Here is a 14,878-nt window from a genome sequence, read left to right as displayed (position 1 = left end):
TAAGTGTCGGAAGCAGCCGAAGTATCCAAAAAGAATTTCTATTGTAGGAACTGCGGCTCTTCCATTCTTTCTGATTCGGAAAAATGTTTGTTTTGTGGTTCGTATCAGTTGCCTGGAAGAATTCCATTTTTCAAATTTTTATCGGAAAGTAGATTATTTCGTACTGCTTTCTTTTTTCCTTTTTCGGCTTTGATAGCTTTTGCGTTTCCAATCGTACACGCATTAAATCCAATTCCTTTCTTGGATTGGTCCTGGGTACTTCTCATCTCCTTTTTCTTTTTTACATTTTCCATCTTCGGATTCGTATCAGAATGGATCTTTTTGAATAAGTTCAAAGGAGATGCGAAAGACTTTAGAGAAGGATTTTTCGAATGGCAGAAAACTCTCTATCTTCGTAATCCTTATCTTTCCTATTTCGGAATGTTTTTATTCGTATGTGTTCCTTTATTAAATTGGGAAAATCATTTTTCTTTTGCGGCTTCATCTTCCGCGATCTGGACATTATTACTAGTATTTTTATCTAAAATCCTCATTCCACTTTTCTAAACATCGGAGTACTCATCCATGCTGAAGAAGATCCTGATCATCTCTTTATCCACCATTGCGGTACTTGCCGTTTCTTTCGGAATTTTAATTTGGCATACGATCAATTTTAGACCGATCACATTAGGTTTATATTATGAAAAGATCTTTTGGGAGAATGTCCTGGATGATCCGGAAACTCTGACTTCTCTCAGAATTTTGGATTCTTGGGGAATTACTTCTCATAATTACAAATGGTCCGACTCTTCTCCGGAAAAAGAAATGGAAAGAGCAGATAAAGCAAAAAGAGATCTAGAAATTCTTAAAACATACGATTCTTCCAAACTAAGCGGAGAAGATCGGATCTATTATAAGGCTTTAGAATGGGATCTTGAACTTGCGGCCGATTATGAAAAATACATTTATAATTCTTATCCGGTAAATCAGCTATTCGGCGTTCAAAATCATATTCCTTCCTTCTTAGCTACTTCTCATATGATAGAAGATTATGAAGATGTGGAATCTTATATTGCTAGACTGAAAGGGATATCTGAAAAATTGGATCAAGTGATCCGAGGTCTGGAGGTCCGACAATCTAATGGAGTGATTCCTCCAGATTTTATTTTGAGAAGAGTTCTGGATGAGCTGAAAAATTTTCGGGTTAAAAATCCGGAAGATAATATTTTATATGTAAGCCTTCGTAAAAAATTAGAGAAGAACGATGAGATACTCTCTGATCAAAAAACTTCTTCTTTGGCAGAAGTAAAAAAGATTATAGAAACTTCCGTTTATCCTGCTTATTCTAAACTTCAAAATTTCCTAGAACAACAACTTAAGTCGGCAGATAATAAGGCTGGAGTTTGGAAACTTCCGAATGGAGAAAAATTTTACGCACATACTTTAAAATATCATACTACTACCAATCTTTCTCCTGAGGAAGTTCATTCTATCGGGCTTTCGGAAGTAGCAAGGATACAAACCGAGATGAAATCCATTTTGGAAAGTTCAGGGATTAAAGTTTCGAATTTACAAACTACTATGAGGCAGCTAAGAGAGAAACCTGAGTTCCAGTTTCCAAACACTACGGAAGGAAAAGAGAAAGTTATAGAGGTTTATAAAGAGATCTTAAAAGAATCTATAGAAAAATCTAAACCTATCTTTCCTTCTTGGCCTAAAGCGAAAGTGCAGGTGGAAAGAATTCCTGAATTTAAAGAAGCGGGAGCACCAGGAGCTTATTACGAAGAGCCTAGCCTGGACGGAAAACGTCCCGGTGTATTCTATGCAAACCTTCGCGACTTAAAAGAAATCCCTAAATTCGGGATGAATACATTAACATATCATGAAACAATTCCCGGGCATCATTTGCAGATCGCTTGGTCCCAAGAATTAACTTCCGCTCCAAGAAAATTAAGGACCACACATTTTACTGCGTTTGTAGAAGGTTGGGCATTGTACGCGGAAAGACTTGCGAAAGATTATAATTTTTATTCCGACCCTTATGTGGATTTGGGAAGATTACAAGCCGAGTTGTTTAGAGCGGTTCGTTTGGTTGTGGATACGGGAATCCATTACAAACGTTGGAATAGAGAAGATGCCATCCGTTATATGTCTGACAATACCGGTATGGCTCCCAAAGAAGTCTCTGCAGAGATCGAAAGATATATTGTATATCCTGGACAGGCATGCTCATACAAGATCGGTATGATCTCTTTCTTAAAAATGAGAGAGGATTGGAAATCGGTCAAAGGAGAAGCTTTCGATATCAAAGAATACCATGGCTTCGTTTTGGGAAAAGGTTCTCTTCCTTTGGAAATTTTAGAAAAAGTTTCTAAAGAAGAATTGGGGCTAACCCCTAAAAATTAGATTACAGGATTGTGATTTAATGTCTTCGTCTTTCCTGCCGGGAAAGACTGTAAGATGGCAGCGTGTAGGAATTCCCTAGCCTTAGATATAGAATCGGAAAGAGTTAGTCCTTGCGCCAGATAAGAAGCTATCGCAGAAGAATAAGTACAACCTGTTCCATGTGGATTGAAATCTTCCACAAAAGGTTTCGCGTACTTATAAATTTCTCCAGTTGGAATTCCTAACACATCCAATGCTTCTTTGGAATTTTTGATATGCCCGCCCTTTAATAGAACAGGAACACCTAATTTTTTAGAAAGAGAAACCGCCTCCGATTCCATGGATTCTATTTTGGAAATTTCTCCGGAACCTAAAATTTTTGCCTCATCCAAGTTTGGAGTAACAAGGGTTGCCATAGGTATTAATTCAGAGATTAAAGATTGTATCGCTTCGTCCTGTAAAAGTTTAGCTCCACTTGTAGCTACCATTACGGGATCTAAAACTAAGTCGAAGTTTTGTCCTTTAGCTTTATATTCTTTTAAGATTTTAGAAATTTTTAGGATCAGACTTTCGGAGAATAACATTCCGGTCTTGATTGTTTTTACAGGAAAATAAGAAAGTACTGCTACAAGTTGTTTTTCTAAGAAGTCAGGATCTATTTCTAATATTCCTGTGACACCGTCCGGATTTTGAGCGGTTAAACAGGTGATGACTGATGTTCCGAAAGATCCTGTGGAATTGAAAGTTTTTAAATCCGCTTGGATCCCTGCCCCACCTCCGGAGTCGGAACCTGCGATTGTTAATACTACCGGCTTTTGCATTCGTAACCTTACAGTAAATTAATCAGGCCAGCCGAATCGTTTCCAATCCACGACCTCTTCTCTAGAAAATTTGATACCTTCCGATTCTAAAAGTTTTTTTTGTATGATCGCTCTAGGGGTATCACCTTTGTGAGAAATTTTTCCCATACTATTAATGACTCTTTGCCAAGGTATCTTCTGCTCTTGGCCTTTCTTTAAGGCGTTTAATGCATAACCAACAGCTCTGGCAGCTCTAGGTTTTCCGACCAAGACTGCAATTCTGCCGTAGCTGGTCACTTTTCCTTTAGGGACCTTCTTTACGATTTTATAAACTAGGTCGTAAAAGTTCTCCGGCTTAGGTTCTATCTTTTTCTTTTTTGGTTTTGCGGTCATACGGCAGGTTTTTCTAGATTTGTTTCTGCATTCGGTTGAGGAGGCCTAAGAGGTAATTCTACCTTGAATACGGTTTTTCCAGGCATAGATTCCACTGTGATCTTACCTTTATGTTTTTCCACGATACCTTTTACGATACCAAGGCCGAGTCCGGAGCCTTCTCCTTGATCTTTCGTAGTGAAAAATGGATCCCAGATCCTATCTTTTATAGAAGGATCAATACCTGGGCCATCGTCCTGTACTTCTATCGTAACGGTATCACCGATAGAATACACAGATAATTCTATCGTACCCTGCCCTCGGATTGCTTGGTTTGCATTTTGGATCAAGTTTGTCCATACTTGGTTCAATTCATCCGGATTACATACAACTTTAGGAATTGTGGAAAAGTTCGTTTTTACTTCCACTCCGTACTTAAGCTGATTATTCATGATCACTAAAGTATTTTCGATACCTTCTATTAGATCTGCATTGGTGAAAGATTTACTTTGGTCTAAGTGAGAATAATATTTTAATGCTTTTACGATTCTAACTATATTTTTGATAGAATATTTGATATTCTTAATGTTTCGGTTTGTGTTAGACGCATGTTTAAGCATCTCATATCCAGGCTTGGCTCCTTGTGCCAAAATTTCTAGGATATACTTTTTCACTTCCATTATATCGTTTTCTATGATGAAAGAGGCCACTTCCCCCGCTAGGGAAACGTCTATCCCCATTTCGACCATTTCTTCTTTCATTTCTCTTTTGATGCGGAACTTGTCCTTGGATTCCATGACCTGACTTTTTCTTCGGTCTCTTAGGATATGAAGAAGTGCAACTTCGAATGATTTTCTTAATTTTTTGTTTCTAGCGAATCTTACGATTTCGAATACATTCTTTACGATATAATTCATATTCGATTCTAGATTGTCTGCAGAACCGTTTATAACTCCTGCTGGAGTATTGATCTCGTGTGCGATCCCGGCAACCATGGTTCCTAAGGAAGCCATTTTTTCGGACATGATCAATTGGGATTGAGCGCTCTCCAACTCTTGGGTCCTATGCCGTACTTTTTCTTCAAGGGTTTCAGTTAGCTCTATTAGTCTTTCGTAAAAAATAGAATTAGAAAGTGACATTACGGAAACCGAACGCATCTCGTTCAGTCTTTCCAATTCGGAAGCAGTATACCTTCTTCCATCATTTTTAGGTCCTAAAACCAACATCCCTAAAAGACTTCTGTTCAAGATAAAAGGAACGAGTAGATCCGCCTTTGTTTTTGCTGCGAATGAAAGTGCGTGTTCTCTGATCTGATGTAGTTTTGCGTTTTCTACAAATTCTTCCGAATAAAAAATTTTATCGTGTTCGGTAATCCATAAAAGGAAAGGATCGAAGATATAAAAATGATCTTCTCCCGTTTCCGTCGGATAAGGGGAGAATTTTCCAAGATCTTCTCTCCATAAGTAAATTTTAGCTCTGCTCGCGTTTATAATACTTGGGAGAAATTTTAGGATTTTATCGCATACACTTTCCGTGATGTTGGTTGCAATTAGGTCACTTTTGAATTTATCTAACGAAGAAAGGTATTTTACATATTCCTGGTCCGTCAGTTTAGAAAGTGCGGATGATAAATTCCATGCAGGTCCGAATTCATTGAACCATATCCAAACAAAAACAGCGGCCAATGTAGTAAAAGGCAAACTGATTAGGAGCACGATTGTACGATCCGGATCCAAGGATCTGAAATCCAAACCGAATATGAGCGCCGATTGCAGAAGGAATGCGGCTAAAACAAGACCGAATATTGGTCCGAATTTGCGTATGATTTTCATCGCGTGCCTGTAAAATTAGGCTTAAGAATGTCTAGTTCCACGATTCCAGTAAAGGAGTTTTTTACGATAGCAAGGGTCTTCGGGGCCTTCTATGATTTGTATTCTCCGGAAAGAGGAAGAGTAAGAGCCGTACTTAGAGGAAGGCTCAGAAATATTTCCGCAAAAGAAAGACACCCCTTTGTTGTAGGCGACAGGGTTTGTGCGATGGAATCAGGCGGAGAATGGGCCATCGAAGAAAGATTATCCCGCAAAAACGAACTTTTACGTAAAAGTAAAGAGGGAGATGCACAGGTACTTTGTGCTAATGTAGATCAAATCGCAGTGCTCGCCTCTTTAAAAGATCCTGAAACCAAAGATGGATTTTTGGATCGTTGTTTGGCGGCAGCTTATCTTTCTCAGGTCCCTCCCCTAATCGTATTCACAAAATCGGATTTAGTGGACCGAGAAACTGCGATTAAACGCTCTTCCGTTTATAAAGATCTGGGTTATGATATAATTATTGTTTCTTGTCAGACCGGCCAAGGTCTAGAAGAACTATGTGCAAAGTTTTCTTCGAAAACCACCTATTTAGTTGGAAATTCAGGAGTTGGAAAATCTAGCTTAGTAAACGTCTTATCGGATAGGGAATTGCAAAAAACTTCTCAGGTCAGTCTTTCCACTAAGAAGGGTAAACATACGACTACAAACTCAAACTTTCTGGTAATGGAAGATAATATCGTATTAATCGATTCTCCAGGTATCAAAGAATGGGGGATCTTACACTTAACCAAGGGTGAGATCTTGGAAAGTTACCCGGAATTGAGAAAGTATAAAGAAGAATGTGATATTTCCGACTGTTGTGACGCAGGCCCCGGATGCAAAATGTTATTTTCTATGGATGAAGCGACCGATATAAGTACGGAAAGAAGAAAGAGCTTGGAATCTATGCTTGCAAGCCTGGAAAACCCGTTTAGAATCACACGTAGAGATCACTTAAAGAATGAAAGTAAATCCTAAATCGGTAGAATACAACTCGATCGACGAGGTTTTAAACTTCGTACGCGACTATAACGCCGGGAATATGTTACGTTTCCTAAATGCGATCGAGGACAATAGCGGTAATATTCTAGTAAAGGAAGAAGTTCAGGTAAAAGAATCTGCTCTTACCCGATTGAAGGAAATTAAGGGTCAGTATAATCCTGAATTTAAGATAAAATTAACCAAAGAACTAATCGGTCAGATCCAGGACAAGTTGGCCGAAAAGATCGTTTTGCAACTTAAGAATACGGATAAGAAATTCTTAAAGTTCATGTACGAAGAGAATAAATTCAATTTTAAGGGAATTATTCGTAACGGGATCAATAATAAGAAACATTTACTCGCGCTTTTTAAAGTTTACGAAACAAATCCTCACTTTTTCAAACATATCTGCGAATTAGGTTTATTGGCATTGGGAATCGTTCTGATCCCTGATGCGCTCAAATATAAAATGTTACGTAGATATTCTTTCCTTGGCGGGATCTTTATGGATATCGCGAGGGTTACCGGAGACCAATGGAATAAACCTTTTCCGGATGATACCGAAAAAACAAGGATCGCTAAACAATGCGCTAACTTCATGCAGAAGTTGGATCTTCCTGAATTCGTATGTTCTGCCGCTTCTAACCACGTTCCGCTTGGGCTTCAAGACAATGTGGAAGTTGTAGCCTCAGGTTCTAAGAAGAATGAGAGAGAAAATCCGGACGAAACTTTCTTTGCAGAGATGATGGTGGATGATGGAGAAAGTGATTCTACTCCCGATGACGAAGAAGACGCCGGACTTCCGGATAAATCGGAGGATTTGTTGCGCGAGCTTCTCACTGATTCTTTAAAGATCGCTAGATATATTCATACAGTTAGCTCCTTCTCCCATGATAAAGAATATGTAATGGAAGAATTGGTATACTTCTTGGCTTATAACACTTCCAGAGGTTATTTTAACGAAGTACTTGCTAACCCTTTGGTAAACTTATTCAAACAATTTGAAGAAAATGTAAAGCGTATGCGTAAGTTGGCAGAAGTAGAGATGCAATGCCTTCATCCTCCTGCTGCTTGGGCTTATCCAAAACCAAAGGCGAGCCAGGTATTATGTAAGAATAAAGTCTGGGATTGTCCGAATATAGTGCAAGGTTGGGACATTCACGTCATCTCATCTCAAGAAGCATTCGGTTGGGTAGGCTCTAGTCTAAGCGCGGATCATTATCCGAAGTGCAAATTGGAAGAAGAACTGGATTCTTTACCTGAAGTAGAGCCTAAAAAGGCAGAGAAAAAATAGAATTCGTTCTCATGTTGCTAACCCTTAAGGGTTAGTTTTTATGCTTTCCGATATAATCTGCCAAAGGGGCATTTTTAGGAAATTTTTTTCCAAACCAAATCTTTTGCTTTTTGTAAAATAGTTTAAACAGAAGTATTGGTAAAAAGTCCTTGTTAGTTTGTTATATCTAGAGGATTCTTAAGCTTAAAAAGCGGGGGAGAATATATGTTAAAAAGTAAAAACACCCTAATTCTAATGACTCTACTGGCAACCAGCTATCTGATCGCCTGTAGTCCTAAAACAAGCAGTGGCCAAGTTAAATCAGAAGCAGTATCTTCTATTGCTAAGATTGTTTGGTTGAACGGAGACGTAAAAGTCCAGTCCGCCGAAGGTGAGAAAAAAGCCGAATTCGGTCAGACAGTAACTGCTGCAGACACTATCCTTACCGGTAAAAACGGATCCGTAGAGATCATGGTTGCCGAAAGTGGTATCATCAAAGTTTCCAAAGAGAGTGAAGTGTCCGTTGCTACACTGGTTGGAGACGAAGGAACTAACGTTAAGGTCAATCTGAATTACGGAAGGATCGTAACTCTGGTTCGTAAAGAGAACAAAAACTCAGACTTCAACGTAGTAACTCCTACCGCTCTTGCGGGAGTTCGCGGAACTACTTTCTTAACTTCTGTTGAAAACCCAACAGGTAAAAAAGTAAACTGTGCAGAATCACATTGCGATGTTAAATTCGCAGTATTAGAAGGTTCTGTTGCTGTATCTAAAGTTGGAGAAGAGTCCGAAGTCATCTTGGAAAGAAACAGAGAGATCACTCTGAAGAAAAACCAGAAATTGACTGAAAAACTGATCCTTTCCTTAAGACCTGAGTCAGTAAAAGAACTGAAAGGATTGATTGTTCTCAAGAAAAACGACGTTTTAGAATATAATAACCTGGTGGATGAGCTGAAAGCATCCAGCGAAGAACTTCGCATTTTGAGCCAGGCTTCCACAGTGGAAGAAGTTCGTACCCAATTGCAGAAACGTGAAGCTACTAGAGCAAACGCAGACGAAGTAGCAAGAACTGCTCAGCAAGTGAACGAAACTAAATACGTTCAACAAGACGTTCAAAAAGAAAAGTTGAAACTTAATCCGAAAGAAACTTTCTAATTAAGTTTCCTTCTTCTTTTCCGCTTTTCTAATTCTTTAGGACCCCGCTTACGCAGCGGGGTTTCTCTTGTTATACGCGTTCTTGCGTAAACGATTCGTAATTTTCTAATACTCCAGAAAGACCAACCAAGGTCGGATAATTCTTTGTAAAAAAGCCCTCATTTTCTCCAGAACTAGGAAAAGATTTGCTAAATCAGTCCCTGGGAAATTTTTTTACGGGATGGGGAACAATTCATTTCGTAATCTTATTATCTTCTCTCTTATTACGAGTTTTGGGCTTACTTGCTCCTCAGTACAGAAGTTAAACGAACCTTCTAAGCTGATACAAGAACCGTATTACAAGCCGATAGGCGACTCCGAGAGTGTATTCATTTTTAGAGAATCCGACACTGACTTTCGGGTTCGTAAAGCGGGACATGAGATCCCTATTTTAGCGTTCTCTCCTATTGAATATCCTAAATCAGTGGATAAAAAATTGGCCTCTTACTTCGAACAAGAGATCAGTTTAATCTGGAAGGATGTAAAATATTCGAACGCTAAAATTTCTCCGGATATTTGGAAGAATAAAGCCGGATTAACCCAAGAATTAAAATCCAAAGATGTGGATGTTCTGGTTTTAGGTTCAGTAACTGAATCTGATACAGGTTGGACTTTTAAATTCGAATTAAAAGATTCTGTGGATGCGGCATCTTATGGGGACTTTGAACTTTCTTTCAAACGCCCGGTATCCAGCGAAGAAGTCGGAGCTTGGAACCAGGCGATCTTCTGGAAATCTTCAGATAGAGTAATTTCATTAGAATCTAAACAAACCACAGTTCCGGTTTGGGACAGAAAGCCTGATCTAACTAGAATTAAAGAAATCGTAAGTTCTTCCATCAAAGGCACCTTAACAGTCAGAGCTTCCTCTGGAGATACTGAAATTCTTTGGAAAGGAAAGTCACTGGGAAATACTCCGTTGACCGAGGTCCCAATCCAAGAAGGGATCCAGGACATACAAGTTATCTTAAAGGGAAAAAAACCGGTCACTAAGACTATTCAAGTAAGAGCGGGCAAAAAAAGTTTCCTCTTCCAAGAATGGGAAGAAGATCGTACATTAGGATCTGCTAAAGTAATAACTGTGCCTAACGGACTTTCCGTTTCTTTGGATGGTTATAAGCAGGGAGAAACTCCTTTCTTTCGTAGTAACTTAACTCCAGGTGCTTATCAGCTGGAACTTCTAAAAGAAAGCGCTGACGGTGCCTACGTATATTACGAAGGTATCTTAGATGTGAAACCGGATCGTTTGGTAGAATTGGCACTTCCTTATTTCGGCTATGGATTATTGTCCGAGTTAGAATTCTGGAAACCATCCGGAGAATTCGGATTTTCTCCTTTCGGGCCGAACGGCTTAGAATTCGCGAAAAAGAAAAACTTGTCCAATGGTTGGAACGGAGTGTATTCCCTTCCATTCATTCCGGAAGAGTTAGAGATTGAAGGTTATTTCTTACTTCCTGTAGATCATGGAGATGGTTCGGTCGCAGTAACATTCCATTTGAATGGTCTTTCTCTTGGAGTTGTAGCAGGGAAAGAGAAGGTTTCCATCTTCCAATTTCCTTCCGACGGAAAAACGCTTAGCACTTATAAATATCTGGATGTGGATAAGGACATAGGCCGCCCATTCTTATTCAAAACGGATTTAAAAAACAAAAAATTGTCTCTATACTTAGGAAGGGACGTGGTTTGGCAGGGAGATTTACCTGCGGGAGGACTCTGGACCGTTTCCGTTTTGACCAGAGGAGAAGAGTTTAGGGAAAAAGCTCCCATCAAAGATCTAAAGATTCTCTATAAGGGATATAAGTGATGAATCGTATAGTTTCTCGTTTTATAATATTTTCTATCGTTTCCGTTTTTGCGGTACAATGTATTTCTAAAGATTTCAGAAAGTCGAACTCTCAAGATGCTATCTTAGAAAAAGACATTATTGCCGCTCAAAAATTAAAACAAGCATCCAAACTGATCAACGAAGGAAACTCCGCTTTTCAAAAAGGGAAATTCGAAGTCTCTCTTTCTAAAGGTAGAGAGGCAGTAAAAGCATATCCTACTGCCGAAGGTTATTACCTGATCGGTTCTTCCGAATATCGTTTAGGTAAAACAGAAGATTCTTTGAACTCCTTGAAAAAAGGGACGGAATTAGATCCGGAGAATGAGCAAATTCTTTTGACTCTTGGGATCTTATACACTTCTCAAGGAGCTAACAAAGACGCCTTAGAAGTTTATTCCAAATTAGAAAAACTTCCTAAGGTAGACGGAAGCTCTTATACATTCAAAAAAGCAGTATTATTAAAAACAATCGGAAGATATGATGAGGCGTATTCCGCTCTCAAGTCCATCCCGGAAGATAAGTTCAAATTTAAAGCTCAATTGTACATGCAATTGGGAGATACTGCAGTTCAAGTAAAAGATTATGAAGCGGCAGAGTCTTACTTTGAGAAGGCTAGAAATGCGGATCCGGATCTGGCATCCGCTAAACAATCTGCTTCCGCTACCAAAGTGGCTGGTCTATTAGAAAAAGGAAATGCTGCCCTCAAAGCAAAAAGTTACAGAGAAGCAGTCCAATATTTTACTTCTGCTACCCAATTAGATCCTAAGAACCCTTCTCCATTTGTATTTTTAGGAAATGCGAAGATACTTTCTAATGATACTGATGGTGCGATTAAAGCATTCGAAACTTCTCTAAGGTTAAAAGCAGACTATTTAGAAGGATATTCCGGTCTTGCATCCGCTTATAGCAAATCAGGGAATAATCCAAAAGCAATTTCCGTTCTGGAAAAGGCGATTCCATTCTTTCCTAAAAACGCAACTATCTATAATCAAATCGGTTTGAACCAAAAGTCTTTGGGTGAAAATGCAAAGGCGATGGTTTCTTTTAGCAAGGCCCGCGAGCTGGATCCGAATTATAAGGAACCTGTTTTAAATCTTGTGTATCTTCTAGCTTCGGAGCATAGATACAAAACTGCTAAGAATGAATTAGATACTTTAAAATCGGATGAAGAAACGAAGAAGGTTGCCGCTTTCTTAGAATCTTCCGAGTTGATCCATGAAGGAGATTTACGTCTTCGTAAAGGAGATACCAAATCCGCTAAAACCTATTTCGATCGTGCAAAAGCAAAAGACCAGGATGACCCGGGAGTTTTTACTGCTTATGGTCGTTTGTATCAGATCAGCGGGGATGTTAAACTTTCAGAGCAGAATTATCTAAAAGCTCTGAGTCTCCAAAAAGGAAATCTACCTGCTCTGCAAGGTTTGATCCGTCTTTATTCTGCTCGGAAAAACCAATCTAAAGTAGCTCAGTACACTAAAGAATTGGAAGCAATCACTGGAAATGATCCGCTTTCAGGTATCGTTCTCGCAAGAACTTACGAAGATAAAAAGGAGTTCGATAAAGCAGAAAGTACTTATAAAAATTTAATGAAGAAGTACCCGGATAATGAATCTATCCAATTCCGTTTGGCATTTCTTTATTATAAGATAGCTTTAGAAGAGAACGAAAAAGCAAACTACGATTCTGCAAGTTCTTGGTTGGCGAAGGCTGAAAAATTAACAAAAGATCTTCCTGAAATCGCGGAAGCTAAACAAACTATAGATCAGAACAGAAAGTTCTCGGAAGTAGTTCCTACAATCCAAAAAGCAAATCGCCTATTCGATAATAAATCTTACGAAAAAGCAGTTCCTCTTTACCAATCTGCGTATGATAAGACTAAAAAGCTGACACTGTATATCAAGGTGGCTGAATGTTATCTTGCAATGGGAATGGAGGAGAAAGGGATTTCTCTTCTGGAAAATTCTCCTGATGGATCTAAAAATCTAGCCGCCCAAGAAGCAATCTACGCTTTCTTGCTCAGAAAGGGAGAAGTGGATAATGCAGAGAAAGGATTCCAAAAGGTTTTAGAGAAAAAACAAGATTCCTATTATAGCCATTACCAACTTGGGATCATTGCTCTCCAAAAGAAAAATTACGACACTGCAATCGAATCATTCAATCGTTCTTGGTTATTAAATCCTGAGTTTACCGCTTCCAGGATCGGTAAAGGTATCGCTTATTATAATCAGAACAAGAGCAAAGAAGCCAGAGAAGAATTCGAAAGTGCCATGAAAGCAGATTCGGAAAATGAATTGGCTCCTTATAATATCGGGATCGTTCTTTTTAATGATAATCTTTTGGAGCAATCTGTAGAGATATTTAAAGAAATCATCAAAAAGAATCCGGACTTTCCCGACGCACATTTTCAACTTTCTTACATTTACTTTAAAAAAGGAGATCTGGAAGCTGCGGATGCTGAGATCGTAAAAGCTCTTGAGCTTGAAAGAGATGAGAAGTTTTTACACGCACGTATCAGAATTCTTTCTGAATTAAAAACTAAAAATCCTGCAAATGCAGAATATAAAAAATTAGCTATAGAATTAGGAAGAGAACTCGCAGAAAAATATCCGAATTCTCCTTATTCCGGCCAAGCAGAAAGATTGGTTCTTTCCGATTCGGATACTCCTGTGATCTTACAGCCGTTCCCGAATCGTGGATCTTTGATCGGGGTTCCAGTTATTATCAACGATCTATTATTGATGAATTACGGAACTTCTATCGAAGCATTAGATAAAAATAGAGCGATTCGTCTTTGGAGAATAACAAGTACCAAACCGTTCCGCAATGTTCTGGCGGATCGCAGAGTATACGCATTCACTGATAGAAGTTTAGAAGTCAGAGATCAAAACTCAGGTTCTGTTTTCCAAACAATCAGCCTACCTGGAATGTTCAAGAAGGCATTGGTTTCCGGGGATAGGATTTTAGTAGAAACTGAAAATTCCGGAAAAAGAACCTTAACCAGTTACTCGGATACTTTCGAAGAAAACAAATCGATTCCTTTGGACACTAAAACTTGGTCCGCATCTAAAAAGGGACAAGTGTTCTTAGTCCAATCTTCTTCTAAAGAAGATAAGATCTTATACGCAGATGCGAAACTGAGCAAAGATGTGGACTCTGCATGGACTGGAACTACGAATCCAAGATTGCTTGGTGCTACCGAGGATGGAACATTCTTCCGAACTGATAAAGAGATCGTATATGTTTCCGGAAAAGGAAAAGCAACTAAGACTGAAATTTCAGACAAGTCCGCTAATCTCTTCAGCGTGAGAGGGAATTCTCTTTGGTTTGCAGGTAACGATAAAATTTATCGAGTAGATGCGGATTCTTCCAGCTTGAAAGAAATTAAAATTTCAAACAAAGAAGTCGAAGGTCTATTACCTGGTAAAAAGAAAGATGTGATTGTATTATATAAAGATAATACTGCTGTCAGATATGATGAAAAAGGAGAAACTGTCTGGACTTACAAATTAGTCCAAGATTCAGACAATGTTTACTCTTTATTGTATCACTAAAAATCGTTTTAAATTTTGACCCGATCCAAATAGTAAATACGGGAGCCAATCTCCCGTTTTTCCTGCTCAAAATGGGAGATTGGGAAGTTTGCTCTTTGGAGAGAAAATTCAGATGAGATGGGTTTAAATCTAAGATCGTCTCTAAAAAAACGAATTCCTCTACGTGCGTAAGGCCCGTAATCAGTCGCAAAATGGAATATTCCATTATTCTTTAAAAGAATATAGATCGTATCCAGAAATCTGGGATTTAAAGTTCTGTGTTTATGGTGCCTACGTTTAGGCCAAGGGTCCGGAAAATTCAGAAGTATCTCGTCGAAGATACCTGATTCGAAAATTTCTTCTAAAAACCAATTAAAGTTCACTGAAAGAAGTTTAACGTTCTTGATACCTTGTTCTTTCAGATCACGAATTGTTTTACGTAAACGATCCGCCTTTTTCTCCATGAGAATAAAACCGGTGTTTGGATTCTGTTTGGCCAAGGAAACAGCGACTTCTCCCCAACCTGAACCTAGCTCTAGATAATATGTCCCGAATTCTTCGGGAAACAAATCGTTTTTTTTTAATTTACTTCCCGGGTTTAATTTTAAGAAATAATCAGAGGTAAAGGGGATTCTAGTAGCGATCTTCCATTGTTTTTCACGAAAATTCGATGTCATCGCTGAATACCTGCA

11 protein-coding genes are annotated in these 14,878 nt (G+C 38.7%); 7 read left to right on the top strand and 4 right to left on the bottom strand.

What is annotated here, in order from left to right:
• The first annotated feature begins 3 nt into the window (after positions 1 to 3).
• Both EHO58_RS01970 and EHO58_RS01965 read left to right on the top strand, forming a co-directional pair.
• Positions 4 to 546 carry a hypothetical protein gene (locus EHO58_RS01970; protein ID WP_135678298.1) on the top strand — a complete coding sequence of 181 codons (543 nt, stop codon included), beginning with the start codon at positions 4 to 6 and terminating at the stop codon, positions 544 to 546.
• Between the two features lie 18 nt (positions 547 to 564).
• A complete protein-coding gene (locus tag EHO58_RS01965; RefSeq protein WP_135678297.1) occupies positions 565 to 2,385 on the top strand; it encodes a DUF885 domain-containing protein in 1,821 nt (606 codons plus the stop codon).
• Here EHO58_RS01965 and thiD read toward each other — a convergent pair.
• From thiD to EHO58_RS01950, 3 genes are read right to left on the bottom strand one after another with little or no spacing between them, the layout of a single operon-like run.
• A complete protein-coding gene (gene thiD, locus EHO58_RS01960; RefSeq protein WP_135678295.1) occupies positions 2,382 to 3,185 on the bottom strand; it encodes a bifunctional hydroxymethylpyrimidine kinase/phosphomethylpyrimidine kinase in 804 nt (267 codons plus the stop codon). The genes EHO58_RS01965 and thiD overlap by 4 nt on opposite strands.
• Before the next feature lie 18 nt (positions 3,186 to 3,203).
• Positions 3,204 to 3,557, bottom strand: coding sequence for an MGMT family protein (locus EHO58_RS01955; RefSeq protein ID WP_135627968.1), 354 nt, complete (start codon positions 3,555 to 3,557; stop codon positions 3,204 to 3,206).
• Positions 3,554 to 5,368, bottom strand: coding sequence for a sensor histidine kinase (locus EHO58_RS01950; protein ID WP_135627969.1), 1,815 nt, complete (start codon positions 5,366 to 5,368; stop codon positions 3,554 to 3,556). The genes EHO58_RS01955 and EHO58_RS01950 overlap by 4 nt, the downstream gene beginning before the upstream one ends.
• 27 nt (positions 5,369 to 5,395) lie before the next feature.
• On the opposite strand from EHO58_RS01950, the gene rsgA reads away from it, so the two are divergent.
• The 5 genes from rsgA to EHO58_RS01925 all read left to right on the top strand — a co-directional run bounded on the left by rsgA (position 5,396) and on the right by EHO58_RS01925 (position 14,207).
• Positions 5,396 to 6,364, top strand: a complete 969-nt coding sequence (gene rsgA, locus EHO58_RS01945; protein ID WP_135678293.1) for a ribosome small subunit-dependent GTPase A — start codon at positions 5,396 to 5,398, stop codon at positions 6,362 to 6,364.
• The gene (locus tag EHO58_RS01940) at positions 6,348 to 7,661 is read left to right on the top strand and encodes a hypothetical protein (RefSeq protein ID WP_135627971.1); all 1,314 of its coding nucleotides are present in this window, start codon (positions 6,348 to 6,350) and stop codon (positions 7,659 to 7,661) included. The genes rsgA and EHO58_RS01940 overlap by 17 nt, the downstream gene beginning before the upstream one ends.
• A gap of 204 nt (positions 7,662 to 7,865) precedes the next feature.
• Positions 7,866 to 8,795 (top strand): FecR family protein, encoded by a 930-nt coding sequence (locus EHO58_RS01935; protein WP_135627972.1) that lies wholly within the window; start codon positions 7,866 to 7,868, stop codon positions 8,793 to 8,795.
• A 220-nt stretch (positions 8,796 to 9,015) separates the two neighbouring features.
• Complete coding sequence (locus EHO58_RS01930; RefSeq protein ID WP_244241037.1) at positions 9,016 to 10,635, top strand: LIC10124 family lipoprotein; 1,620 nt, start codon at positions 9,016 to 9,018, stop codon at positions 10,633 to 10,635.
• Positions 10,635 to 14,207 (top strand): tetratricopeptide repeat protein, encoded by a 3,573-nt coding sequence (locus EHO58_RS01925; protein WP_135678292.1) that lies wholly within the window; start codon positions 10,635 to 10,637, stop codon positions 14,205 to 14,207. The genes EHO58_RS01930 and EHO58_RS01925 overlap by 1 nt, the downstream gene beginning before the upstream one ends.
• 8 nt (positions 14,208 to 14,215) lie before the next feature.
• Here EHO58_RS01925 and trmB read toward each other — a convergent pair whose 3' ends face one another.
• Positions 14,216 to 14,863, bottom strand: a complete 648-nt coding sequence (gene trmB / locus EHO58_RS01920; protein ID WP_135678290.1) for a tRNA (guanine(46)-N(7))-methyltransferase TrmB — start codon at positions 14,861 to 14,863, stop codon at positions 14,216 to 14,218.
• Positions 14,864 to 14,878: the final 15 nt, after the last annotated feature.

The organism is Leptospira selangorensis (assembly GCF_004769405.1).
GTDB lineage: Bacteria > Spirochaetota > Leptospiria > Leptospirales > Leptospiraceae > Leptospira_B > Leptospira_B selangorensis.
The sequence above is the reverse complement of the archived record's forward strand: the minus strand, read 5'-3'. Positions and strand labels throughout refer to the sequence as shown.